The following is a 22,918-nucleotide window of genomic DNA, read 5'->3' as shown; positions in this document are numbered from 1 at the left end:
ATCACTAGGAATAGATTTTGAGTAATGGGTTTTGCACTGCAAGCTCGTCTAGGATTTCAGATGCCAGCCTGTCTAGCTTTTTCATTCCTGCATGGGTAACTACACGGCCCTTGCCTTGTACTTTTTCGACATAGCCCAGTTTTTCTAGTTCTTGGATTGCATTTCGTATGATAGCTCCGCCTGCGTCTCGGTGGTGCGAGAATGCGTATCCTACTGCCTTGTTTCCGCCATAATCGATTCTAAGGTCGTTTACGCCGATTGGTCCGTGCAGGTATATTTTTCTAAATACAGATGCGCATCTAGTGTACCACCATTCACGGTCTTGTGGAGGTCGCACTGCGTGTGAGCCTGTCTTTACATATGAAGCCCACTCTGGCTTGCCGATATTTTCGGCCTTTAGCGTTGCAGCTAGTCTTGATATTAGAACATCTGCTGGTACGTCGTAGGCTTTTGCCATGTGAAAGTCAACCTTTCAAATCGTCTTATAATCATTTGGGCAAATCACGAATCACTTTGGTCTGGCAATGACCTTGCGGTAGGTGTGGTTGCAGAACATGCATGTGATTCTGATTGATTTTAGGGTCGATCTGCCCATTCTTATTCGGCTTGTCCCAGGCGGAATAAACGACTTGCATTTTTTGCAAAACTGCATTCGAATTTCATATGGGAGTATAACTTTGTATTTGGTGCTGATTTTTTTGGCAAGGCCTGCCTGCCTTTGTGCAAGCTCCGGATTTTGCAAAATATTTGATTGTGCCTCTTTTACCAGAATTTGGATTCTATCCAGAGCAATCTGCTTTGGGTCATGCTTCATTGTGGTGTAGTATAACCATATTCTTAATATGGCTGCGCAATTTCTTTTTTAAAATCGACCCATGCAGACCAGAGTTCTCAAGGTAAATCCAAAAAATCCCAGCTTGTCGCAAATCAGGCAAGCTTCCAAAATCATACGATCAGGTGGGACGGTTGCATTTCCAACAGAGACGGTTTATGGCCTTGGTGCAAACGCGCTAGATTCCAAGGCAGTCAAAAAAATCTTTGACGCAAAGGGCAGGCCGGCAGACAATCCGCTAATTATTCACATTTCAGATGTTGCAGACCTTGGAATTTTGTCCAATAACATACCAAAAACAGCATTTGATCTAATGGAAGATTTTTGGCCGGGGCCTCTGACCATAGTGCTCAAAAAATCCAAGATTGTGCCAAAGATAACAACTGGCGGACTAGATACAGTAGCAATACGAATACCAAAAAACAAGATTGCTCTTGAATTGATTAGATATTCCGGTACTCCAATAGCTGCGCCTTCTGCCAATGTTGCAGGCAGGCCCAGCCCCACCAGAGCACAGCATGTAATCGATGATCTTTCTGGCAAAACAAGCATGATACTTGATGGGGGTCCGACAAAAATAGGAATAGAATCCACAGTAATTGATTTGTCCAGAAAAACCCCGATGTTGCTCAGACCGGGCGGTGTCACACTGGAGCAGCTGCAAAAGGTCTTGGGCAAAATTGCAATCCATCCCATTATACACGGCAAGAAGACAAAAACAATACACCGCTCACCCGGAATGAAATACAGGCATTATTCGCCGAGAGCAAAAATAATTCTCATAGAAGGACAAAAAGCCATAGTCAACAAAAAAATTTCACAATTGTTACAATCATACAAAAAGCAAGGGTTGCGAGTGGGCATTTTGGGCACAAATATCAAGTCAGACATGACAATAACGCAGGGCAGCCAGGAAAAAATCGCCGCCAATCTGTTCAGATCATTTAGGGAATTTGACGCCGAAAAAATCGATATCATTCTAGCTCGGGGGACAAGTAGGAAGGGGCTTGGCCTAGGAATAATGAATCGGCTCAGAAAGGCCTCCTACAGAAAAATCATTGTCTAGATTTTTGGTTTAGGGACTCTATTCTGCCCTTGTACTTTTCCTTGTAGGTTGCCCTGCATGTAGTACAGCAGAAAAAACGCTCAAAATCACCTACCTTTAGCGGGTGGGGCTTGCCGGAAATTGGGCCGTTGCACAAATCACAAGTCATGTTAAGTATCATGTTTTTTGTGATTTTGGCAGGCTTGGGTTTTGTCTTTATTGTGTCAAGCTGTTTTTCGACTTTGGGTTCCAGCAGCCCATGATCCAGTACTGGCGATACTGATTTTATCAGGCCTACATTGACTAGTCGCTCATATCTTGCCTGAACGGTGGGCGTGCTGACCTTGATTTCGCGAGATATCTGTCTGAATGACTTTCTGCCGTCCTGGATAAGCGACTGTATTATTGCAACATCGATATCATCTAGCTGGTATGGCATTGTATGAAAAAATGGAATGATAGGATATTAGTTTTCCAGTGTTGCGCGTAACATCCATGCAGTCTTTTCGTGCTTTTCCATTAGTTGTGTGAGAAAGTCTTCTGTTCCATCATCGTCTACGTCGTCGCACACTTCGATTCCCTTTCGCAGGCTTCGAATTACTGCCTCATGGTCTGCAAGCAGATTTGCAATCATTGCCTTGGCTGGAGGGTATTTTCCAGGATGTTCCTTGAGTGTTGCGGATTTTACAAATTCAGCTAGTGTTGCCGGGGTTTTGGTGCCCAGTGCTCGAATTCGCTCTGCAACATCGTCAATGTCTTCGTCAATTGCGGAATATTGTTTTTCAAACAATTCATGGTATTGCGCAAAGTCTTCTCCCGTGACATTCCAGTGATAGTTTCTTGTCTTGGTGTACAGTACGTACTGGTCCGCTATTACACCAGATAGCACTGTAACTACTTTTTGTCGTGCCTTTGGGGAAAGCCCGATGTTTACTTTGTCCATTGGTTATCAACTACATTTACAATATACAATGTTTACTGATATTCTATACCAGTATGATTGTTGTTTGACATGATTTCATAAAAATAGGCGATTCCTAGTTCGTTACTAGGAATGCACCAATTCCGAGTCCTACGCCGATTCCTAGAACAAAAAACAAGACATCCCATGCAATTACTTTTTTGAATGGCGCTCTGACTTCCCTGTTCCAGTGGCTTTTCTTTGGTTGGTTGTTTTCCATATTGTGCGATATGATGCCCAATTGATAGGGATTCGTCAGCTAAACTGCTTGGGTATAAGCTAGATTGTTGATTTTGGCATCTAGACTGTAATAGTGCTTGACTTGGTCTTGCCAATGTCTGTTGCAAGCAATACGGTCACGCTGCTTCCGGCATGGACATTATTTGATAACCGAATGCAGACCTTGCCTTCCTCGCCATAGTTTAAGAGACGTGGATCAAATCCATCGCCACTAATTCTATCAAATATCCACTTGCCGGCAGTCACAGAGACGGCAGAGCAATCATAGACTCCGGTTGCTGGGGGTACTTCAAGCTCGGCCCATGATATTTGGGCAGACCTTGCAGCTATTCCGCTTGAATAAGTCGCGGTAAATCGTAACCTAAGATCGGAATAATTCGATATAGAATCTGCCTCGGCTACGCCAAGTGTCTGTGTTGCAAGTGTAAATCCGGTTCCTATGCCGTTGTGGGTCCAGGACGCAATCTGGGTGGTTCCCTGCATTAGCCTCACAGTGAGATCTATGACACTTCCACCCGATGCGTCCTTGCCGTAAGCATATCGAACTATATGACCAGACGATGATTGCGGATCAATTATGTTTGATAGTCCCACTTCCCAGGTTTCTGTAGTGTCCAAGAGACTCAGCGAGCCGGACGTTGCATAGTTGGAATCGTTTTGAGTGGATTCGTTGATTTCATCATATAGTACGTTGTCGTTGTCTCCGCCTGCCGCATCGTCCCAGTTTTCTTTTGAAACATCCTGGTCTGGCCTGGCATACTGGGTGCTTCCACTGCTGACACCGCCTCCTGTAAATGACTGGGCTGAATTATAGCTGAGTCGCTCCGATGTAAGCACTGGAGAGCCAGAGATGCTTGCGTTATACGTTACTATCACAGAAAACTTGTCATAGTTCCAAAGTTTTTCCCCGCCAGTATTTTGTAAAGTAAAGCTTACCCTGTCGCTGCCAGACTGGGCATATAGATTCTCAAAATCAAAATCCGTATGTACAAAAGACGCATCCAGTTCTGAGCTTTGGGATCTTGCCGAGTTTACCTCATGAACTTGGGATGTGACTGAAAATAAAATAGCAAGCACGCCAACTAGGGCTGCACATACTATACCACCTGCAATAGATACGCCTAGACCCATCCAATGCTGTGAAGCTGTGTTTGTAATCTATGGTCTAGTTTATTCAGATTAGACAAACACTCCATGAATGAAAGGCTCAGCACCTAACAATCAATGAGACAAAATGATTCTAAATGGAGTTTAATGGAGGTTTTTGGCAAAAGTAAGGTGCGTCGTGCCTAGATTTTGCTTTTTTTCATTAATAAACAAAATTGGGCAAAGAACTAGGTTTTTCTTTTTGATTTTTCCTTTCTCCACTTGACGACCCAGCCGTCAAGTCGTTCTAGGATTTTGCCGAGGTCTTTGGTTTGTCTTGTTATGCTGTATTCGACCCGTATTGGAACTTGAGCGTAGATCTTTTTTGTAATCAGGCCGTGTTCTTCCAGCTCGTGCAGTCTCTCAGAGAGAACAGTGTTGCTTATCTGCGGTATGGCTTTTTTTATTTCGTTGAATCTGGTGACCTCGTTTTCGGTTAGCTTTTTGAGAATAAGCAAAGCCCAAGTCTTTCCAAGAACGTTCCAGATTTCATCAACGTTGCATTGTATATTGCGGTTTTTTTCAGATTCTGTTTCCATACCTAGTAGCAAAACATTATCTAATTATAAAAAATGATTGTGGGGGCTGAAACTCAGTCAATTTTTCCCATTTTGCCGAGATTATAGTCCAGTACTGCCTCTCTGATCTCTTGCTCTGTGTTCATGACAAACGGTCCGTACCTGGCAATGGGCTCACCTATTGGCACGCCGGCAATCAAAAGAACATCCAGTGTTTCATCTAGTGATTCAATTGTTATCTCGTTGCCATCCTGCCTGAAAAGAACCGCCTGCTCTTTATGTGCAGGCTTTTTGTCAGAGCCAAAAAGTCCCTTGCCAGAAATCACATATGCAAATGCATTATAGTTTTGCGGAACGGCCTGTATTGTTTTGGCGCCTGGCTGCAATATATAATGAAGGTATATGATCGGAGTCTTGGTGTCAATTACTGCCTTTTGGCCCATAGAGTCTCCTGCAATTACCTTGACAGAAACACCATTTTGTTGTATTATGGGAATTTTGCTTGCCGGAATGTCTTGGTAGTGCGGCCTTGTCATCTTGTCTTTTTTTGGCAGATTCACCCACAGCTGAAAGCCGTGCAATCTTCCCCCCTTTTGCAGAAATTCCTTTTCTGGCATCTCTGAATGTATTACGCCGGAGCCTGCAGTCATCCATTGCACATCGCCTGGATTTAGCTTGCCTGCATGTCCGTGTGAGTCCTTGTGTTCAAAGACTCCATCCAACATGTATGTGACTGTTTCAAATCCCCTGTGCGGATGGTCCGGTGCGCCCTTTGCCTGGCCTGGAGGCATTACTATTGGCCCCATCTCATCTAGTAGAAGAAACGGATCAAACTCTCGCAGTGAATAGTTTGGAAATGCCCTGTGCACCAAGAATCCTTCGCCTTCCGTGGTGGTTTTTGCATTGACTGTTTGCAATACTGATCGGCCGCTTTCTTTTTCTAATTGTTGGTTGTTTGTGTTTTGTTTCACGGTATAGTATAGGAAGTATGTTATTTAAATATAGTAGTAATTACTTACTTAGTAAGATAAGAGAATCTAACTAGGTTAGAGAAAAGTTACCAAGCAACTATTTTCTTAGGATCTCGATAAATAATTGCAATACAATAGAATATTGTTGACAAAATCAATACTCGCAGGAATCGCAATCGGTACATTTCTTGCAGGTCTTGGAATAGGTTATGCGATTTTTCAAAGTCAATCTGTGACTGTCACAAATGCAGAAATAGAATTAGAAAAATACAAAATTGCCGAAAGTCTTGCCGCCGAACATATCAAAACCTTCGATACGTTGGATTTTGATGTCTTTACCAACCAACAATGGGAGCGACTGCATGAGAGCCACTCACCCGACATTATAGTACACTGGCCAGACGGACGGCAGACAGAAGGTATTGAACCACACATCGAAGATCTAAAGGCGATGTTTGTCTATGCGCCTGACACACGTATCCAAGTACATCCAGTCAAGATAGCTTCTGGAGAGTGGACTAGTGTTATTGGTGTTATTGAGGGAACATTCACAGAGCCAATGCCATTGCCAGATGGTAGTTCGATTCCACCAACAGGAAAATCTTTCAAATTGATAATGTGTACTGTTGGCCATTGGAAAGATGGTGTGATGGATGAGGAATATCTATTCTGGGATAACCTAGAATTTATGAAACAGATTGGATTGGCCTAATCATCTAGCACTAGTAGTATCTTTTGAGATAATCAAGAAAGATTAATGAGAATCTAACTACTATACCAAACAATGGCAAAAATCACAATCAAGGCCACTGAAAATGGCCCATGCCTAGTAGATGTAGATGGAAAGACAGTGGCTGCATTATGCAGATGCGGTGCATCAAACAATAAACCTCATTGCGATGGATCCCACCAAAAAATAGGATTCAAGGCAAAAGCATCAGAAATCGAGGTTTAGAATTTTTATTTATTAAAAAATTTCAATTTTTACTTGTCCAAGGGCTGGAAACAATACAAAATTCTTCTCAATGATATACATTCAGGTGCGGCCGCCGGGATTTGAACCCGGGTAACGGGATTGGAAGTCCAGCGTACTACCAGGCTATACTACGGCCGCACAAACTGGAGTCGCCTTGCGCCTACATAAAAATGGTTTTTTCATATTCGTACAAAGTTCGAGCAACCACAACATGTGCCTCCAGCTGATTTTCATCCACCGAATATAGCGAATCAATGCTTTTCTTTGTAGAATCAAAAAACTCTCCCTTTGGAAATCCTCCAATGACTAGGCAGGTCTCATCCGTGCACATTTTTGCCACGGATTCGTAGCTGCTCTTTTTGCCTTCAGATGACAGCCCAATTACCTGGTCTGGCTCTATTGTATCAATCAAATCAGGAAAACTCATGTTCTGGATTTCAAATAATTTCTGATCGTCTGATTTGATTACTTTCTTCTCAAACAGCTGCTCCATTATTCCCGCAAATCTGTGATATGATTTTGGGAGCCGAACTCGCTCGCCCACCGTGATTACTTTATCATCTATAGTATGCACATAGACAGAAACTTCGTCTTCCAAGTACAGCGGTATTGTACATGCTTCAAGCAGGCAAAAATGCACCAAATCAGGTCGTCCCCGCTTTATCTCGTTTTTTAGGCCCTTCATTGCCCCAAAATGCCACGAATTATCAAGCAAAATTTCAGACGGCTTTTTGTCCATCTTTCTGCAGTATGCGGTAATGGCATTATGGCGGTACAGTTCCTTTGGGACTAGTTCCAGTGAGGCCTCTGCAATTACTAGTGATAACATTTTAGCTAGAGCCGATTTGCTTTTTCAGCTCATCCCATCCAGATTTTGCAGAGTCGTCTGTTTTTAGCAGCCCTGCATTGCAAATGTAATTGCCAAGTCTTTCTCGGACATACTGATCGTTATTTGTCAGAGACACTTGAGATTCTGCAAATTTTTGGTCTATTACACAAGAGCCGTCAGGCCTGTCATAGATCCTATACCAGTTGAAGAACTCTATTTTTGACTGGTTTTCCCTATAGAATTCGTATGCGGTTTTGATAAATTCCTCCTGGCCTTGCTCGGATCCTCCAATGTCTTGCGCAGTACTCCAGCTAAGCTCAAAGAACACAACTTGGTTGTTTGGCACCATATCCAGCGCTTTTTGTAGGTCTGCTCGGGCTTGAGCTGGCGTTTTTGTAATGTCGTTTATTCTGTCTACTGGAAGATACGTAAACGCAACAAAGTCGCCAGTGTCTGCAAATTCAGAAACATATCTGGTCAGGTTTTTGTTCAGTACATTATTCAAAGAAAACGCGTTACCCATTTTGACGTCTGGGTGTTTTTGCTTTAATTCACTGTAAATATTGTTAAATGATTCCCGGTACAAGTTCACGCTGCCGTCTGCATCATCAAAGTAAGAGTCCAGTTCTGCGCCAATTATTACACTATCAATTGCGCCGTCATATCTGGTAAGAATTGCATCCAGTGTTGTAGTTGCCTTTGTCTCCAATAGAGTTCCAAAGCCAGGCGTTCCCATCCATGTCGGATATGGTCCTATTGTTCTGCCGTTTACTATGGAAAGGTATAGTGTCGTCTGCATTCCATTGTTCTTGTTTAGGCTCATCAAAACATCAGTGTCTCGGAAATTGTATTTTTCCTGCTCTGGCTCGACATGATTCCAAAACAGGTACAGGTTTGTCCTGCCTGCACCAGACTCGTCTGCCCTAGAGTAGGTTTTCTTGATCTGATCCAGTGTTACCTGCTGTGTTGGTGTGTTTACTATGATTCCCAGCTTGTCGTTTTTTTGCTGTACAACAAAGACGTCTTCTTGTGGAATACTAGATGATATAAGCAAGGCAGCAATGGCAGCCACGCCTATTCCTATTGCGATGAATATTTTCTTGTCCACAGAGGAATTGAAAAAAGTGATAATAAAAGAATTAGGCTGGAGTCATCCAGACGTACATCCAGAGAATCCGCATTCAATGCAGATGCTGCATCCTTCCACAAACACCAGTGCGTTCTTGCAGGACGGGCAAAGCATTTCTTCTGATATTTCTTCTTTTGCTATTTGTTCTAGTAGTGGCTCTTCAGGGATTTTGAGCTGCAGTGCATTATTGACCTGGGTTCGGATGTAGTTGTTTTTGATGCTCTTTGAGATGAACTCATTTAGGAATGAGCTGGCAACAACATCAAATGTCTTTTCGGCGTTCTCGCTAGTCATGTGCAATACCTGGGTGTGTCGCGAGCCGTCTCGGTACACCGTAATGCCTTTGAGGCCAAGCTCGTGCGCTAGCAGATATGCAGCCTTGACATCTTCTGCTGAAACGTCATGTGGCATGTTGATTGTCTTTGCTATAGCATTTCCAATCCATTCCTGCCATACTGCCTGGGCCATCAAGTGGTCAGACCAGTGAATGTCCATTGCAGTGACGAAAATGTTTTGAATCCATTCTGGGATTTCCTTTAGTCCACGAACGGAACCATAGTTGTCTGCTATTTTTGCCAGTAATTCTTCAGAGTACAGGCCGTTTTCGCGCAATACGTTTTCGAATATTTTGTTGGTGTAGAAGAATCGTCCCACCGTTACGCGTTTTTCGAACACCAGAGCAAATGTTGGCTCCATTCCGTTGGAACAGTCCGCAATCATCGATAGTGTTCCTGTTGGCGCTACTGTTGTGGTCAGAACGTTTCTTATTCCGTGCTTTTGGATCTTTGCGATTAGTGCGTCCCAGTCATAGTAATGCTCGCCCTTTGGCTTTTCATAATATCCAGAGACTGGAATCTTGCCTTCCGGATATTCAGTCTTTGAGCACAGATCAAATTCTCCACGGGATCTTGCCAGAGCCACGCTTTCCTCCATGGAGTAATACGTGAGTGCTTCAGCTAGCTTGTACTGGAATTCGTATCCTTCTTTAGAATTGTATGGAATTCTTAGCTTGTATAGCAGATCTGCTACGCCCATGACACCTAGGCCGATTCTTCGTGATTCCTTTGATGCCTGGTCTATTTCTGGGACTGGATAGTGATTCATGTCAATTACATTGTCCAGGAATCGTGTTGTTTTGCGTATGGTCTCCTCATATCTTTGCCAGTCAAACTCGTATTGGCCGTCCGCCTTTCTCTTTACAAGATTTGCCAGGTTGATTGATCCCAAATTGCAGGACTCGTATGGGTACAGTGACTGCTCACCGCACGGGTTGGTTGCCCTCAGGGGTCCGCCCCTTGCCTTTGCAAAGACATTGTACTTGTTGATATTATCAAAGAATATCAGGCCAGGCTCTGCGCTCTTCCATGCAGAAAGAGCAATCAGGTCGATTAGCTGGTGTGCATTGATTTCTTTTACTGGTGCTCTGTCCCTTGGACTTCGCAGTGTGTATTTGCCATCAGAACTATCTACTAGTGCAGACCAAAAGTCCTCCCAGACTCCGACTGAGACGTTAAAGTTCTCCAAGATTCCGTCTTTGGTCTTGTTTGTGATGAATTTCTCAATGTCTGGATGCCATGCTTCTAGGATGCCCATGTTTGCGCCGCGTCGCTTGCCGCCTTGCTTTACTACTTCGGTGACGGTGTTGATAATATTCATGAAAGAGACTGGTCCTGATGCAACACCAGATGTGGATGCAACAATGTCTCCTTCGTGTCGCAGGTCGGAATAGTTGATTCCAACTCCTCCGCCGGACTTGAATATTAGTGCGGCATCGGATGTCGACTTCATGATATCTCCCATGTCGTCAGGCATGCCTAAGACAAAGCATGCAGACAGTTGTCCTAGTCTTGCGCCTGCATTCATCATTGTCGGTGAGTTTGGCAAAAAGTCCTGCTCTGTCATCAGGGTGTAATATTCTGTTATTCTATCCGCATACTGCTCAAACTTTTTTGCTGCAAGCAATGTTAGTACTTCTTTGAAGCTCTTTTTCATTTGGCCGCGCTTTGCCAGGTACACGTACTGGTTGATCAGTCCGCGGAAATGATACTTGTTCAGATAGTATTGGCCTACCTTGAATTTGTAATCAAAGTCATCTAGTTTTGCCAAGTATTTTCTTGCTTCCTCGGCGTCCTGGTGGGCCCCTCCCTCCCTGACGTATAATTCCGAGTCATAGAGAATGTCTCCGACTCCAACTAGGATTGCTACTCGCTCAAACATTTGGCTTGGCGATTCGATGATTTCGTTTTTGTTGTTTCGCAATAGGTATCTTGATGCCAAGACTCGAAGGCAGTTTAGGTCAAACGATTTTGCCACAGAGTCCAGATTTTTGGTATTGAGAACCTTCATCTTGTCCTCTCGTACCTTGCGACGTTCGTGTCGGTACAGAATGTATGCTTTGGCAATTTCGCCATAGCCCTTTTCGATTAGTGTCGACTCGACCATGTCCTGAACATCCTCGACGGATGGCGGGCTGGATGCCGAAAATCCCTGCTGGATTAGCTTGTCCAAAACTCCGCTGGTCAGCTCGTCAGCTATTTTGCGGTCTGGCTGGCCGTTTGCCACCAGAGCCTTGTAGATCGCATTTGTGATCTTTTCTTTATTAAATGCTGTAATTCGTCCGTCGCGCTTCTTTACGTCGACGATCGAACTTTCAATTTGAGAAAAATCTGTTGTCATATTGTCTCCCCTCAGTAGGTATAATCGGTTTGGATATAACCGTGACGCCGAAAAGTTTCAGATTTTAGCTCAACAACTTTTACACCATTCCAAGAATTTTCGTTTTGGTCACTCGTGGCCCCAAAAACGATTTGCGTTATTTTTGAAAGTGATCGACTCATCAAGGAGTGATAATTTTTATCCCACAGAAATGAAGTTTGCGATTTTCAGATTCTTAGCTGATGATGTACGGGGATTTGCAGGACGGGCATTTCTCAAAGAGCTTTTCGTCCTTGAAGCCACAGTTGCCGCAGATGGGAACGTCCTTGCTTGGTCTAAAGGAGCCGATCAGATCGCCTGCCTTTTCTATTGCCTTTTTGATGTCTTCCACCTTGGAATCACGCTCAAATCGCACCTGTACCAGCAGGCCTCCGTTTAGGATCTTGGCCGTCTTGTTGGCGTCTGAGATTTTCTCGGATTTTGCACTCAGCGAGTCTAATTCCGAGGCTAAAATGACGACTCCTTGTGAGTAGCCACCGCTTTCTAGTGATTTGAGAACCGACATTTTGCCGTATTTTTCTCCGTCCAGTGAGCCAAATCTAGGCGTGCCGTCGGATTCCGTCATGGTTACAATGACAGAGTCGCCCATTTCCTTGCCCTTTTTCTCGGCTACATCGACTGCCGTCTGGAGTACTTTGTAGAGTATTTCGTGGCCTTCCTTGTCGTCTGAATAGCCCAGTATGTTAAAGACTGCCTCCTTTAGGCCTACCAGATTTACAACCAGCCCAATTGAGCTTCTTTGCATGTATTGCGTGTTTGCCGCAAGGACTGGATTTAGTCCGCGCCTGGTAAGATCGGATATGTCTTTTTTGCGCAAAGACATTGCAGCAAGTGCCGGCTTCATTAACAACGCCAGTCTTGCTCTAAAGTAAGTCTCGTCCTTGTTTGATTCAAACGCAAGTCTTGGCAGGTTTATTGTCAATGACTGCAGGTTTATTGATGAAGTGCTGTTCTTTGCCTTGATCCTTGTTATTCCGCTGTACGAGGTCTCGTCTTTGGAAAAGAGAATTTTGCCACCAATCGATATGATTTCAGAAACGATTTGCGAAACATCAGATACCTTGCCTGCCGAATAGTCAATGACTAGTCCTACTTGAGGTACTGGGGTCATCTTGACATAGTTCTTGTATGCGTTTAGTATTGCTGCGACAATCTTTGGCTCTGCACCTAACTGGATTCTAAACGATACCAGCGTCGGTTCTTTTGTATACTTGGATGCAGTAGAAGAGGTGACCAGTGAGCCGACCAGCTTTTCCTCTAGCTCGGCTACGTTTTTTGCGTGTTTTGTGCAAAGTTGCACTAGGCCATCCAGAATTATTTCCTTTGATGCCTCCTTTGATGCCAAAGATATGATCATTGATAGAGACGACATCAGGTTGTCAAGTGTCTTGACTGTTGCAATTCTGCTAACGCCTAGGAATTTGCCCTTGAGATCAATTCCGTCCTCGATGAGTTCTTTAAGATTAAAGAAGATCGTATCAGGAAGCAACGACCAGATTCCAGGATTTGAAATGTGGATGTCGCCTGAGAGATGCGAGTCTGCCACATCCTTTGGCAGCGCGTTTAGTAGCAGGTTTTCCGCAAAGATTGTTTGGCCGGATTTGAAGAACAATCCCTGCGCGCCATTGTCGATATTGTCGACGTTTGTGAGCATTTCCTGAATGTCAAAGACAGGCATGCCTAGGCGTGCGAGCTTGTTGCGGTATTCCTCGTGTCCATGCTCTAGCAGCACAGAGTTTACCATTTCGCGAATAAGCGAGCCTGTAAGGTAGGTCGTCTGGTATTTGTAAATGCGATTTTCCACTTCTTCTGTGATTTTTTGAGCCAGTTCCAGCGGAAGGCTTCCCTCTCGTACCAAGGACTGGATGATTTTGTGAGAGTTGAATTCCTCGATTGATTCATGCGAGGTTCGCACATACATTTTGCCAGACTCTATGATAGAGCGCTCTTCTATTTGGCGAGCCAGACTTAGTACTAGCTTGCCGAGATTTGTAATGGTGTAGCGTCTCTCGGATTTGTTTAGCGCAACAAGCGACTGCCTTAGTAGCTTTCTTAAGTGATATGCAAATTTGCCGCTTTCTTTTTTGGACTTGAATCCAGCAAGCGACTTTAGTTCAGAATATGTCAGTGGGCCTTTGGAGTTTAGGATTCTTAAGATGTCAATTCTATTTGGACTTGCCATGACAGAGAAGATCATTCTTACGCGTTTTGATGTAGATTGTAAAATTCCGCCAGACTTTTTGGGATCGATCATCCCAGCAGCCTCAATACTCATGAATATGAGTCCAGATCAGTACTAAATAAGACTTGTGAAGTTTCTAAAAACAAACTTTACGGATCAGTTTTTGGAAACGTCGATCGAAAATTCCGAGGCAGACAGGGTCTGACCGCAGGAGGGACACTTGGAATTGTAGTGTTTCATGACATCCTTGACGGACTTTAGCATTTTCATGTTTGATATTTTTGATCCGCACTTGCCGCAGGTAACATCAACTGACATAGAGATCAAAGTTTGGCAAAACTATTAAGAACCTTTTTTGATTTTTGCGATTAATTTGGTGAAAAACGATTTACTGTTTTTCTAAGAGGATTCCGCGATCATCATAGCCCGTTATTTTGATCTTGGCGCCAACTGGGAGCTGTGCAGGGGAGGCAATTCCGCCCAAAAAGCCGGAAATTCGAATCTCGTATCCGTCAATTTTCATCACAACCCAGGCATACGGGGTGTATTTTTCAAAGCCTGCCGGAGGAACCGTGATTATTGTATATGTGGCAACTACGCCTGTGCCATCCAGAATTTTGTTCTCAAAGCCCTTTGCGCCGCAGTTTTGGCAAAAATACACGGTTGCCAGGTGCAAATGACCGCATTTTGTGCATTTTTTGGTTAGAACCTTGCCTGACTTGACAGCATCTATGAATTCTTGCTTCATTGTCAAGTTGGATTACACGCTTTGGAAAATGTGAACTGCGCAGCTGGCTCCAGTTGCGCCAAAGTTGTGGGTCAAGCCGATTTTTGCGTCCTGAACGGTGCGCTCACCTGCCTTACCTGTTAATTGCTCAAATACCTCAACTACCTGTCCTACGCCTGTTGCGCCAATTGGATGACCCTTTGCTTTTAGTCCGCCTGATGGATTGATTGCAATGTCGCCGTTCTTGGCGGTTCTGCCTTCTCTTACTGCCTGAACGCCTTGGCCTTTCTCAAAGAATCCCAGATCTTCAGTGTCCACGATTTCTGCAATTGTAAAGCAGTCATGAACCTCTGCAAAATCAATGTCTTTTGGTGTAATTCCTGCCATCTTGTATGCTGCCTGGGCAGCCAGCTTTGTGCTTGGTATGGTAGTCATATGATCTCTTCCTTGGAGGGTTGCAGGTGATCCACCCCTTCCCGATCCAATTACATTAACATAATCCTTAGAGTGTTCTTTTGCGAATTTTTCGCTACAAAGTATGACTGCGCTTGCACCATCAGAGAACGGACAGCAGTCGTATAGTTTTAGTGGGCTTGCCACTACTGCTGAATTCAGTACATCATCAATTGTAATTTTCTTTCGCAAGTGCGCCTTTGGGTTTAGCAGGCCGTTCTCATGGTTTTTTACTGCCACACGCGCGAGGTCTTCTTCTGTTGCCTTGAACTCAGTCAAATATGCACGTGCCATTGACGCAAACAATCCCGGAAATGATGCACCTGCACCACCCTCATAAAAGAAATCAGAACAATATGAAAAGTAAGTTGTAGTCCACTCTGTACCTGTATGGGTCACCTTTTCTGTTCCCGCAACCAGAACCGCATCGTAAAATCCAGCCGCAACATTAGCAAATGCCTCCCTAAACGATACCGAGCCGGATCCGCATGCCGATTCAATTGATAATGATGGTTTTTCTGGAATTCCAAGGTTGCTCATGACTACTGGTCCTAGGTGTACCTGCTTGTCTGCTATGCCAAAAACATTAGAGATGTAGCCTGCCTGGATCTCTTTTGGATCGATTCCTGCACTTTCGATTGCGCCAACTGATGCCTGAATAGTGATATCTGTAATGCTGTCTTCTAATTTTCCATATTTGGTGCTACCAGCGCCAAGAACGCAGACCTTTTCCACGACAGTTTTCGACCAAGTCCATATAAAAATTCTTCATGGAATATCATAGTGTTGCTAAAACAAAAGCTGGTCCAAGCTCTCAAACCCAAAAAGCTCGGCAAGATCCGAGTCACAAAAAGCAAGGTCACCAAGCTCCAAACCGAGATGCGCCAATACTATGACGCAAACTCCTTTCTGTCATGGTCCGCAAGCAAGAAAAAGTACGTGATTTTGGGATCAAACGAGCCAAAGAACGGACTAGTACCATGTCCCAGTTGCAAAATAGGCAAGCTTATGGTTATCCGGTCAAGGAAGACTAAGAAGAGATTCATGGGATGCTCCAATTACTATAATGGTTGCAAGGCTTCATCGCCAATGCTCCAAAAGGCAATGATCTATGCTACAAAGTCTGCATGCCCAGAGTGCCAGTGGCCCATGATACTATACCGATATTCCAGAAAGCAAAAATGGCTAAAGCAATGCGCAAATTATCACTGCCCAACAAAAAAGCCTAAAGACTGAGATCAGAATAGATGTCGGTCCTCCTATTCTTTAGGAGAGGCAGCGACAGCCTTGTCTTTTTGACTAGCTCCAGCGAGATGTCTGCAATTCCAATTCCGGACTTGTGTTTCATGTCCAGTATGATTTTTCCATAGGGATCCACCACTAGGCTCCTTCCGCAGTAAATGTTGCCTAGGTGTCCTGGTGCAATGACATAGCATCCGTTCTCTATTGCACGGGTTTTGTTTAGCGCAAGCCAGTGGTCTTCCTTGTGCGGCCCTTGCACCCACGCAGACGGCACAACCAGAATTTCAGAACCAGATGAAGCCAAAATTCTTGACATTTCAGGAAACCTCAGATCATAGCATATGAGCATGCCAAGCTTGCCAAGCGTTGTCTTAGTTGGCGGTGTAATTTTGTGGCCAGGCTCTAGCTTGTTTGATTCTCTAAAGCCAAGCGCATCATACAGGTGGATTTTTCTGTATGTAGATGTTATTTTGCCGGATTTGCTAATTACAAATGCAGTATCGTAGACACGATCTTTTTTCTTGCTTTTTTCATATATTGTTCCTACAACTTCGATTTTGTTTTTCCTAGCAGCTCTTGCTATTTGTGTAATAAAATCTCCAGTGATTGTCTCTGCTTGCTCTGCTAGCTGTCTTGCAGACTGGTTTGATGTAGTATAGAACATCATGAATTCAGGAAATGCGCAAAGCTGCGCGCCTTTTTTTGCAGCTGCAGAAATATAGTCCAGAATTTTTGCTAGATTTTTTTTCTTGTCAGTTGACGCCCTGAACTGCACTACAGCTACCTTCATGGCTTGGGTATTACACCATTAGATAAAAAGTAGCACCTTACAGGGGGCTGCCTGCAAGGTACCAGTTTTCTTTTGGATTGTCCTCAAAGACCACTATAACATGAGACTCTTTTGTCTTGAGAATTTCAACTGCAGTCTTTGTGATTGCCTTTGCAAATTCTTCCTTTTGTTGTGTGGTTCTGCCAGGATACATTGAGACTGTAATTATTGGCATGAAAGAAATTTTTTCTCTCTTGAATTTATACTAGATGTCGCCCTTCCAGCCGTATCGAGAGCCATATCTAGTTCCATATGTGAACTCGCCGCTGCGCATTTTCTTGTATGCATATCCAGTAGCAAGGCCGATTACAAATCCCCCAATGTGTGCCAAGTACGCAACGCCGCCGGAGCCAAAGCCAAATCCGCCTACAAACAACGGAAGCAAGTTCTGGAAGATGAGCCAGAAAGGCAAAAAGAACTTGGCAGAAACGTGCGTCATCCTCATAAAGAATCCGAGCATCATAAACGTGGTAATTTTTGCGCGCGGAAACATCACCAAATACGCACCCAAAACACCAGAGATTGCGCCAGACGCCCCCACTGCGGGAATTGGACTGTTCAGATCGCCTACAATATGGACTAGGCCTGCCACAATTCCCCACATCAGATAGATTCCAAGGAATTTTAGTCGGCCGAATTTCAGCTCAATATTGTCTCCAAAGATCCACAAAAACAGCATGTTGCCGCCAAGGTGCAGTGCACCGCCATGGAGAAATGTAGAGGTAAGCAGTGTAATCATTGGCTCTGGAGGGCAGGCAATCTCTACGTCCTGGAAATTCAGGATTCGATCGCCAGAGACACAGGCAGGAACTGCCCCCCAATCAAAGAAAAATGCAGCTGCCCGATTATTGTTGAATTCAAAGAACTGACCAGTTATTGCAACTTCAATGAAGAAAATTATCACGTTTGCCGCAATCAGGGCAATTGTCATCTTTGGCTTGTAGCCAGCTGGCTTTGGATTTTCGTCCCTAATTGGAAGCATAGCTAGTCAACTGATCCATTGCATAAAAACGTAAATCTGGTTTTGTGGTTATACTTTGATTATTCCAGATTTGATCAGAAATTGTATGCCGTTGACAAAGTCAGCATCGGTTGTCTGGCCATCCGCCCAGAACTTGGCGGCATTTTTGACCCATGCAGGGATTGTGGATGAGCCGGCGCCTTCTTTTTGTGTTGATGGAATCTTGATTATGTTTTGTTTTATTAGATATTGAATTCCGTTTACAAAGTCCTTGTCTGTGATTTTTCCATCTGACCAGAACTTTGCGTTGGTTTTGATCCATGACGGTATTGTGTACGATGGGGTTGGTGGCGATGTCGAGCCGCCCTTTCCTATCGATATTGTGGCTGCACTTGGGCTTTGTGTATAGTATGTAGTGCTGTCATCCAAGCCGTGGCTGATTATGCCAAGGCTTACTTTGTAGTCACCTTCCTTTGGGAACTTGAATTCCTGGACATCAATTCCCTCAGTTGAGAAGATTCCTAGTCTTTGTGGGTCATCGCCCAGATTAGTCACAAGTGTTTTTCCTGTCCCATCAGAAATGGCATAGATGTATCTAACATACTTGAGAATCTGGCCATTCTTGTCAAAGAACGTAAAATGCAACGGAATTGTATCCGATACGCCCAGATTGGAGTCAAATGAAATTTTGGCAGTAGCGCCAGTGGAGAACTTGACATCAAATGATTTTTTTGGCACTGCAGTTGTCGGATACACTACAAAGTCCATTGTCGTGGCACCAGCCGGGATCTTCTGTGCCATGTTTAGTATGTCTTCTTTGTTTATCAAAAAGTGCAAAATTGAAGTCCCCTCCACGGAATATGGATCCAGTATCAGCATTCTGCCAATTGTCGGAATGCCGTTTACCGTTCCCTGGTATGCAGTGGTATCTGTGAATTCCTTGAAGGTTTGCGGAACACGTACCTCTTGATGCACAAAGATCTGCTGTCCCTCAATTCTTTTTGTATCCCAGTTAAACGGCATTGAAAATGAGATTGCCTTTTTTGCCGAATCAAACTTGAAATTTTCTATTAGGTCATAATATGAGACCACAGATGTCTCATAGGTTTTACCATTGTATGTTATTTTTTGGTTTGATACATCGCCGACGCTTAGCCAGGAATTAAATGACTTGTAGTCTTGTTCCGCAAAAATGTTTTTGTCAAAGTCAATTCCCGTTATTGTGATTTTGAAATGGTACAGGCCGGATTCTAGTAGTACTGGCGCCAAAACGTCAATTTTGTCGCCAAACGCAGTCCATGTGTTTGGGAGCTGCTCTAGCTGATCACCATACACCACCACATTGTTCACATCTACATTGGTTGGCTTGATCTTCAGGGTAAGATCGCCAGAGTGTGCGTGGAAATTGCTTCTAAGTAACAGCTTTTCGTCCTTCCATGCCTCCACAAAATAGGATGTGTGCGGGACTGTTTGGCCTGTCTTTGCGTCAAAGAGCTTGAGCTGCAGGTACGTATCTCCAACTGTATCCTTTGTGAGAATCGGCGGATTAATTTTGATAAATAGTGCAGCTTCACGACTTCCAAAACTTGCAGGCGGGAGGTTTTCCTGTGCTAGGCCGTCCCCATGTGCAGCTGGCGCAAGTGCAAACACTTGAGAGAAAAGCAAAACAGCTAAAATTGGAGCAAAAAACTTGAGAGAGACCATCGATCTGGAGGCCTTCTGGAACATATTTAACTTTTAAGAAGATTTGAGACTCTGAAATTAACTACTGGTTGATCCTAGGTTTTACAACATGCAATGACACCGCATGATCATCCAAGAGCGAGCCGACGCCAATCGAGATGTCTTTGATGCGAAGTATAATTTTTTCTAGGTCCTTTTTGTTCAGGTCATATTTTTTTGCAAGTGCTGATTTGACTTTTTGCTCAGTGTCAGTTATCTGGTTTAGTGTTGCAGGCATTGTCACATCAAGCAGTTTTCTATAGGATTCATCTGGGATTTTGCCAGAGCCATCCTGTATAATGTAAAATGAGATTTTTTCTTCGGCAATTTCGTGCGGTAGTGTGTCTAGGGCGTTTGCGGTGTAGAATATCTGGACATCAAGAATGTTTGTCGCATCTGCAGTCAAGTCCAACACGACTTGTTCGTTGCTGAGGCCTTTCAGCGAGGAAACTGGTATTTTGATTATTACAAAGCCCTCGACTAGTTCCTTGGTGTCAATTCCAAAGATTTCTTTTATGTCTCTGCAGTCCATGCCAGTAGAGCTTTCTGCCTCCAGGTTTTTGAAAATGGCGTTCGATGTTGGGCCATCATTAATCACTGCAGTCCACATTATACCCACCCGGAATCCCTTGTTGTTTAGTATGTTAATTGAGGTGTCATAGTGTCCCGGTCGCAACGGTCCTGTGTCGTCTGGAATGGAACCGCACACAAATTTTGCACTGTACGCTATATCCTGAATTGAATTTGGGCTTTGTGCGCTTGCAAATCCGGTAGACATTAGCAAAAATGAAAATAATACAAAGATCACTGATTTATTCATCACAACATTACAAAAAACAATTCAGCATTATAATGTTAGGGTAAAACCAATCATTAGCAAATTATAATACAATCAAGCCACAACTATACCTGTGAAATTTCTATTTTTGTTGCTATTACCGCTATTTACCGCGCCAGCATTTGCAGAGTTTCAACAATTGCCAACTGATCAGGGAACACTGCTTGTCAACATATCAACAGATCCAGAAAAACCAAGCGTAACTGAGCAGACAAAGCTAAAAATCGACTTTGTCAATCCACAGACAAACGCAATACAAGAGCACATCGACTACAAAGTAACGGTTACAAACGATGGAGCGCCAATCTTTGGCCCAATACCTAGCACCCACACATCTCTAGGATCAGTTACGATACCAATCGAATTCAAAGGAGGTGAAAACAAAATATCAATTGATGTTGAGGGAATTTTGTTCCAGCCGATTCCACTAGAAACGGTTTCCTTTACTGTAATGGCTCAAGAATCAACGCCGCCTCCACAAGATGTACCAGAGTCTGGTTGCCTTATTGCAACTGCAGCCCATGGAACCGAGCTTGCACCACAGGTCCAAATGTTACGAGAAATCAGAAATAATGTTCTGTTTGGGACAAGTTCAGGCACGGCTTTCATGGCTGGATTCAACGAATTCTATTATTCATTTAGTCCTGGAATAGCTGATCTGGAAAGGCAGAGCCCAGTTTTTAGGGAAATTGTCAAAGCTGTCATAACTCCGATGCTATCGACAATGTCAATTCTAAGCTATGCAGACATTGACTCAGAATCTGAAATGCTAGGTTATGGAATTGGTGTGATACTGCTCAATGCAGGAATTTACGTTGCAATACCAGCGATTATAATTATTAGAACTAGAAAATTTATTAAAAAATTCACCAAATGATCAATTCATAAAAACGCATACAAGTGATTACAAATACCACTAAAGAATGATGATTTAGATTTAGTGAGATTTTGTGCGTGTAGCAGATGCAATTCTGAATAAGGATTTTTATTCGCCTACAATTGCAGAGAGGCCAATGAAGACAATAGCAATAGGATCCATTTTGGCGATTTTTGCTGTTATGGCAACTGTTCCTGCATTTGCAGATCATGTAACTGTCGAGGTTAGCGTTCCAGCAGGCTCATCAACACCTGGCTGCGAAACAACCAACGAATGTTACATTCCAGCTGAAGTAACAATTGATGCAGGAAGTGAAGTAGTGTGGTCAAATGACGACAGTGCTTCACATACCGTAACAAGCGGAACTCCAAATGACGGTCCAGACGGAATCTTTGACAGCAGCTTGTTCTTATCAGGACAGACTTTCTCGCACATGTTTGAGGAAGAAGGCGAATTCCCATACTTTTGCCTAGTACACCCATGGATGCAAGGAACAGTAATTGTTCAGGCAGTCGGTGAAGAGCACACAGATGAGGAACACACTGATGAGGAAACCACAGACGACCACGCACATGGTGAACATGGTGCAATGGTAATGTCACAGGACGGTTCTGTCATGGTGCACATCGACTCTGATGAGCCAGCAGAAGGCGCAGAATCTATGGTGTCAGTTGAATTTGTTGATGCAGATGGAAACCCAATTGAGCACGTGAACTTTGAGATCACCGTGACTCAGGATGACAACGAAGTCCTAGCAGAAACATCCCAACATGTACACAGCGGTGTCACAGAATACACAACTGCAGCTCTAAGCTCTGACAGCCCACTAGATGTCCAAGTCACAATCCTAGGAATAGGATTGCCAGATGACGAGGCAAACTGGACTGGTCCAATGGGCGAAACAGTATCTGCTCAAGTAGTACCAGAATTTGGTCCACTTGCAATGATTATCTTGGCAGTAGCCATCGTAAGCATTGTTGTAGTTACAGCACGATCTAAAGTAATTCCAAGACTTTAGAATTCTCTTATTTTCTTTTTATCAGACTGATTACTGCAAGTATTACACCTGCAGCTCCAAGACCCATCGCAAACATTGCATAGTCATATGATTTGCCAGATTCGCCGCCGGAAACTCCGCCTTGCTTGACTTGCGCAACATCTTGCTGGAGCTGTCCAAGTGTGTTCTTTATTTTTGCCAAGTCTGGCAGCCCACTTGCATCAGTCGGAGGAAATGCTATGACATTGATGCTCTCTACGCTCTCGATTTCCACTGCTTCATTTACCTCCACTCCGTTTAGGGTTCCCTTTAGCTCTATGGTGAGCGGTCCCGTCTGGGTGGGGATTATTTTAGAATAGTAATGGCCTGCCTTGGAATCTGACAATACGTCAAGCTGCTTTGATACGCTTCCAGACTCGATAGTTGCAGTTAGGTCTCGAAATGCGTTTGTCACGCCGGTACTGACTCCCTCACCCTCATCAGTGGTAAAGGCAAACACAATTGCGTTTTGCTGACTTACAAGTGGCGGCTCATCACGCCAACCAACCTCGATTTCATATTGTTCTACAAATACGGTCTTGTGCGCAAATGCAGGTGTCACCACAGATATTGCAATTATTGCCACGGCCAAAAAAAACTGTGCTTTCACAACCGTGTTTAGTGATGATCAAGTTATTTACTTTGTGAAACTGGTAGAACTATCAAACAGATAGATTGTTTAAATTAGC

Annotated in this window: 27 protein-coding genes and 1 tRNA gene; 6 read left to right on the top strand and 22 right to left on the bottom strand. The window is 43.8% G+C overall.

What is annotated here, in order from left to right:
• Positions 1–4 precede the first annotated feature (4 nt).
• Together NAQ_RS08115 and NAQ_RS08110 are read right to left on the bottom strand one after the other, a co-directional pair.
• A complete protein-coding gene (locus tag NAQ_RS08115; protein WP_100183045.1) occupies positions 5–457 on the bottom strand; it encodes a 30S ribosomal protein S19e in 453 nt (150 codons plus the stop codon).
• A gap of 51 nt (positions 458–508) precedes the next feature.
• Complete coding sequence (locus tag NAQ_RS08110) at positions 509–814, bottom strand: ribonuclease P protein component 4 (protein WP_100183044.1); 306 nt, start codon at positions 812–814, stop codon at positions 509–511.
• 61 nt (positions 815–875) lie between these two features.
• Here NAQ_RS08110 and NAQ_RS08105 point away from each other — a divergent pair, with 61 nt between their 5' ends.
• Positions 876–1,898 (top strand): L-threonylcarbamoyladenylate synthase, encoded by a 1,023-nt coding sequence (locus NAQ_RS08105; protein WP_100183043.1) that lies wholly within the window; start codon positions 876–878, stop codon positions 1,896–1,898.
• On the opposite strand, the gene NAQ_RS08100 is transcribed toward NAQ_RS08105, so the two are convergent.
• The 6 genes from NAQ_RS08100 to NAQ_RS08080 form a co-directional block, all read right to left on the bottom strand.
• Complete coding sequence (locus NAQ_RS08100; protein WP_100183042.1) at positions 1,888–2,316, bottom strand: AsnC family transcriptional regulator; 429 nt, start codon at positions 2,314–2,316, stop codon at positions 1,888–1,890. The two genes, NAQ_RS08105 and NAQ_RS08100, sit on opposite strands and share 11 nt — an antisense overlap.
• A gap of 27 nt (positions 2,317–2,343) precedes the next feature.
• Complete coding sequence (locus NAQ_RS08095; RefSeq protein ID WP_100183041.1) at positions 2,344–2,820, bottom strand: Dps family protein; 477 nt, start codon at positions 2,818–2,820, stop codon at positions 2,344–2,346.
• 94 nt (positions 2,821–2,914) lie between these two features.
• Positions 2,915–3,058, bottom strand: coding sequence for a hypothetical protein (locus NAQ_RS10200; protein WP_162858708.1), 144 nt, complete (start codon positions 3,056–3,058; stop codon positions 2,915–2,917).
• 80 nt (positions 3,059–3,138) lie between these two features.
• On the bottom strand, positions 3,139–4,209 hold the full coding sequence (locus NAQ_RS08090) for a hypothetical protein (RefSeq protein ID WP_100183040.1): 1,071 nt from the start codon (positions 4,207–4,209) through the stop codon (positions 3,139–3,141).
• 203 nt (positions 4,210–4,412) lie between these two features.
• The gene (locus tag NAQ_RS08085; RefSeq protein WP_100183039.1) at positions 4,413–4,763 is read right to left on the bottom strand and encodes a winged helix-turn-helix transcriptional regulator; all 351 of its coding nucleotides are present in this window, start codon (positions 4,761–4,763) and stop codon (positions 4,413–4,415) included.
• A 53-nt stretch (positions 4,764–4,816) separates the two neighbouring features.
• Positions 4,817–5,713, bottom strand: a complete 897-nt coding sequence (locus NAQ_RS08080; protein ID WP_100183038.1) for a pirin family protein — start codon at positions 5,711–5,713, stop codon at positions 4,817–4,819.
• 145 nt (positions 5,714–5,858) lie between these two features.
• Between NAQ_RS08080 and NAQ_RS08075 the strand changes: the two genes are divergently transcribed.
• On the top strand, positions 5,859–6,425 hold the full coding sequence (locus NAQ_RS08075; RefSeq protein WP_245871589.1) for an ester cyclase: 567 nt from the start codon (positions 5,859–5,861) through the stop codon (positions 6,423–6,425).
• A gap of 72 nt (positions 6,426–6,497) precedes the next feature.
• A complete protein-coding gene (locus NAQ_RS08070) occupies positions 6,498–6,668 on the top strand; it encodes a CDGSH iron-sulfur domain-containing protein (protein ID WP_100183037.1) in 171 nt (56 codons plus the stop codon).
• An 86-nt stretch (positions 6,669–6,754) separates the two neighbouring features.
• Here the strand turns inward: NAQ_RS08070 and NAQ_RS08065 are convergent.
• The 8 genes from NAQ_RS08065 to NAQ_RS08035 all read right to left on the bottom strand — a co-directional run bounded on the left by NAQ_RS08065 (position 6,755) and on the right by NAQ_RS08035 (position 15,459).
• Positions 6,755–6,827, bottom strand: a tRNA-Gly gene (locus NAQ_RS08065).
• A gap of 22 nt (positions 6,828–6,849) precedes the next feature.
• On the bottom strand, positions 6,850–7,518 hold the full coding sequence (locus NAQ_RS08060) for a ribosome biogenesis protein (RefSeq protein ID WP_100183036.1): 669 nt from the start codon (positions 7,516–7,518) through the stop codon (positions 6,850–6,852).
• A gap of 1 nt (position 7,519) precedes the next feature.
• Positions 7,520–8,626 carry a hypothetical protein gene (locus NAQ_RS08055; RefSeq protein WP_100183035.1) on the bottom strand — a complete coding sequence of 369 codons (1,107 nt, stop codon included), beginning with the start codon at positions 8,624–8,626 and terminating at the stop codon, positions 7,520–7,522.
• Positions 8,627–8,668: 42 nt separating this feature from the next.
• The gene (locus NAQ_RS08050) at positions 8,669–11,323 is read right to left on the bottom strand and encodes an adenosylcobalamin-dependent ribonucleoside-diphosphate reductase (RefSeq protein WP_100183034.1); all 2,655 of its coding nucleotides are present in this window, start codon (positions 11,321–11,323) and stop codon (positions 8,669–8,671) included.
• Positions 11,324–11,537: 214 nt separating this feature from the next.
• Positions 11,538–13,637: an anaerobic ribonucleoside-triphosphate reductase gene (nrdD, locus tag NAQ_RS08045; protein ID WP_100183033.1), complete on the bottom strand. Its 2,100-nt coding sequence runs from the start codon at positions 13,635–13,637 to the stop codon at positions 11,538–11,540.
• A gap of 63 nt (positions 13,638–13,700) precedes the next feature.
• A complete protein-coding gene (locus tag NAQ_RS10195) occupies positions 13,701–13,862 on the bottom strand; it encodes a hypothetical protein (RefSeq protein ID WP_162858707.1) in 162 nt (53 codons plus the stop codon).
• A 70-nt stretch (positions 13,863–13,932) separates the two neighbouring features.
• Positions 13,933–14,292: a Zn-ribbon domain-containing OB-fold protein gene (locus NAQ_RS08040; protein ID WP_420887480.1), complete on the bottom strand. Its 360-nt coding sequence runs from the start codon at positions 14,290–14,292 to the stop codon at positions 13,933–13,935.
• Between the two features lie 12 nt (positions 14,293–14,304).
• The gene (locus tag NAQ_RS08035) at positions 14,305–15,459 is read right to left on the bottom strand and encodes a thiolase domain-containing protein (RefSeq protein ID WP_100183031.1); all 1,155 of its coding nucleotides are present in this window, start codon (positions 15,457–15,459) and stop codon (positions 14,305–14,307) included.
• Between the two features lie 48 nt (positions 15,460–15,507).
• Here NAQ_RS08035 and NAQ_RS08030 point away from each other — a divergent pair, with 48 nt between their 5' ends.
• Positions 15,508–15,960, top strand: a complete 453-nt coding sequence (locus NAQ_RS08030; RefSeq protein WP_245871587.1) for a topoisomerase DNA-binding C4 zinc finger domain-containing protein — start codon at positions 15,508–15,510, stop codon at positions 15,958–15,960.
• Here NAQ_RS08030 and NAQ_RS08025 read toward each other — a convergent pair.
• The 5 genes from NAQ_RS08025 to NAQ_RS08005 all read right to left on the bottom strand — a co-directional run bounded on the left by NAQ_RS08025 (position 15,950) and on the right by NAQ_RS08005 (position 20,298).
• Positions 15,950–16,756, bottom strand: coding sequence for a carbon-nitrogen hydrolase family protein (locus NAQ_RS08025; RefSeq protein WP_100183030.1), 807 nt, complete (start codon positions 16,754–16,756; stop codon positions 15,950–15,952). The two genes, NAQ_RS08030 and NAQ_RS08025, sit on opposite strands and share 11 nt — an antisense overlap.
• A 37-nt stretch (positions 16,757–16,793) precedes the next feature.
• Entirely contained in the window at positions 16,794–16,970 is a 177-nt protein-coding gene (locus NAQ_RS08020; protein WP_100183029.1) for a tautomerase family protein, read from the bottom strand.
• Positions 16,971–17,000: 30 nt separating this feature from the next.
• Positions 17,001–17,777, bottom strand: a complete 777-nt coding sequence (locus tag NAQ_RS08015) for a rhomboid family intramembrane serine protease (protein WP_100183028.1) — start codon at positions 17,775–17,777, stop codon at positions 17,001–17,003.
• A 48-nt stretch (positions 17,778–17,825) separates the two neighbouring features.
• Complete coding sequence (locus NAQ_RS08010) at positions 17,826–19,460, bottom strand: peptidase (RefSeq protein WP_177585576.1); 1,635 nt, start codon at positions 19,458–19,460, stop codon at positions 17,826–17,828.
• A 61-nt stretch (positions 19,461–19,521) separates the two neighbouring features.
• The gene (locus NAQ_RS08005) at positions 19,522–20,298 is read right to left on the bottom strand and encodes a hypothetical protein (protein WP_100183027.1); all 777 of its coding nucleotides are present in this window, start codon (positions 20,296–20,298) and stop codon (positions 19,522–19,524) included.
• A gap of 109 nt (positions 20,299–20,407) precedes the next feature.
• On the opposite strand from NAQ_RS08005, the gene NAQ_RS08000 reads away from it, so the two are divergent.
• Both NAQ_RS08000 and NAQ_RS07995 read left to right on the top strand, forming a co-directional pair.
• Positions 20,408–21,193: a CFI-box-CTERM domain-containing protein gene (locus NAQ_RS08000; protein WP_320410615.1), complete on the top strand. Its 786-nt coding sequence runs from the start codon at positions 20,408–20,410 to the stop codon at positions 21,191–21,193.
• Between the two features lie 136 nt (positions 21,194–21,329).
• On the top strand, positions 21,330–22,211 hold the full coding sequence (locus tag NAQ_RS07995; protein ID WP_100183528.1) for a cupredoxin domain-containing protein: 882 nt from the start codon (positions 21,330–21,332) through the stop codon (positions 22,209–22,211).
• 7 nt (positions 22,212–22,218) lie between these two features.
• Here the strand turns inward: NAQ_RS07995 and NAQ_RS07990 are convergent, their stop codons facing one another.
• The gene (locus tag NAQ_RS07990; RefSeq protein ID WP_100183025.1) at positions 22,219–22,839 is read right to left on the bottom strand and encodes a hypothetical protein; all 621 of its coding nucleotides are present in this window, start codon (positions 22,837–22,839) and stop codon (positions 22,219–22,221) included.
• Positions 22,840–22,918 lie beyond the last annotated feature (79 nt).

This window comes from Candidatus Nitrosotenuis aquarius (assembly GCF_002787055.1).
Classification (GTDB): domain Archaea; phylum Thermoproteota; class Nitrososphaeria; order Nitrososphaerales; family Nitrosopumilaceae; genus Nitrosotenuis; species Nitrosotenuis aquarius.
The sequence above is the reverse complement of the archived record's forward strand: the minus strand, read 5'-3'. Positions and strand labels throughout refer to the sequence as shown.

Coding starts and splice junctions, on each gene's coding strand:
- NAQ_RS08115 (WP_100183045.1), bottom strand. CDS start 457: ATGGCAAAAGCCTACGACGTACCAGCAGATGTTCTAATATCAAGACTA.
- NAQ_RS08110 (WP_100183044.1), bottom strand. CDS start 814: ATGAAGCATGACCCAAAGCAGATTGCTCTGGATAGAATCCAAATTCTG.
- NAQ_RS08105 (WP_100183043.1), top strand. CDS start 876: ATGCAGACCAGAGTTCTCAAGGTAAATCCAAAAAATCCCAGCTTGTCG.
- NAQ_RS08100 (WP_100183042.1), bottom strand. CDS start 2,316: ATGCCATACCAGCTAGATGATATCGATGTTGCAATAATACAGTCGCTT.
- NAQ_RS08095 (WP_100183041.1), bottom strand. CDS start 2,820: ATGGACAAAGTAAACATCGGGCTTTCCCCAAAGGCACGACAAAAAGTA.
- NAQ_RS10200 (WP_162858708.1), bottom strand. CDS start 3,058: ATGGAAAACAACCAACCAAAGAAAAGCCACTGGAACAGGGAAGTCAGA.
- NAQ_RS08090 (WP_100183040.1), bottom strand. CDS start 4,209: ATGGGTCTAGGCGTATCTATTGCAGGTGGTATAGTATGTGCAGCCCTA.
- NAQ_RS08085 (WP_100183039.1), bottom strand. CDS start 4,763: ATGGAAACAGAATCTGAAAAAAACCGCAATATACAATGCAACGTTGAT.
- NAQ_RS08070 (WP_100183037.1), top strand. CDS start 6,498: ATGGCAAAAATCACAATCAAGGCCACTGAAAATGGCCCATGCCTAGTA.
- NAQ_RS08060 (WP_100183036.1), bottom strand. CDS start 7,518: ATGTTATCACTAGTAATTGCAGAGGCCTCACTGGAACTAGTCCCAAAG.
- NAQ_RS08050 (WP_100183034.1), bottom strand. CDS start 11,323: ATGACAACAGATTTTTCTCAAATTGAAAGTTCGATCGTCGACGTAAAG.
- nrdD (WP_100183033.1), bottom strand. CDS start 13,637: ATGAGTATTGAGGCTGCTGGGATGATCGATCCCAAAAAGTCTGGCGGA.
- NAQ_RS10195 (WP_162858707.1), bottom strand. CDS start 13,862: ATGTCAGTTGATGTTACCTGCGGCAAGTGCGGATCAAAAATATCAAAC.
- NAQ_RS08040 (WP_420887480.1), bottom strand. CDS start 14,292: ATGAAGCAAGAATTCATAGATGCTGTCAAGTCAGGCAAGGTTCTAACC.
- NAQ_RS08025 (WP_100183030.1), bottom strand. CDS start 16,756: ATGAAGGTAGCTGTAGTGCAGTTCAGGGCGTCAACTGACAAGAAAAAA.
- NAQ_RS08020 (WP_100183029.1), bottom strand. CDS start 16,970: ATGCCAATAATTACAGTCTCAATGTATCCTGGCAGAACCACACAACAA.
- NAQ_RS08015 (WP_100183028.1), bottom strand. CDS start 17,777: ATGCTTCCAATTAGGGACGAAAATCCAAAGCCAGCTGGCTACAAGCCA.
- NAQ_RS08010 (WP_177585576.1), bottom strand. CDS start 19,460: ATGGTCTCTCTCAAGTTTTTTGCTCCAATTTTAGCTGTTTTGCTTTTC.
- NAQ_RS08005 (WP_100183027.1), bottom strand. CDS start 20,298: ATGAATAAATCAGTGATCTTTGTATTATTTTCATTTTTGCTAATGTCT.
- NAQ_RS07995 (WP_100183528.1), top strand. CDS start 21,330: ATGAAGACAATAGCAATAGGATCCATTTTGGCGATTTTTGCTGTTATG.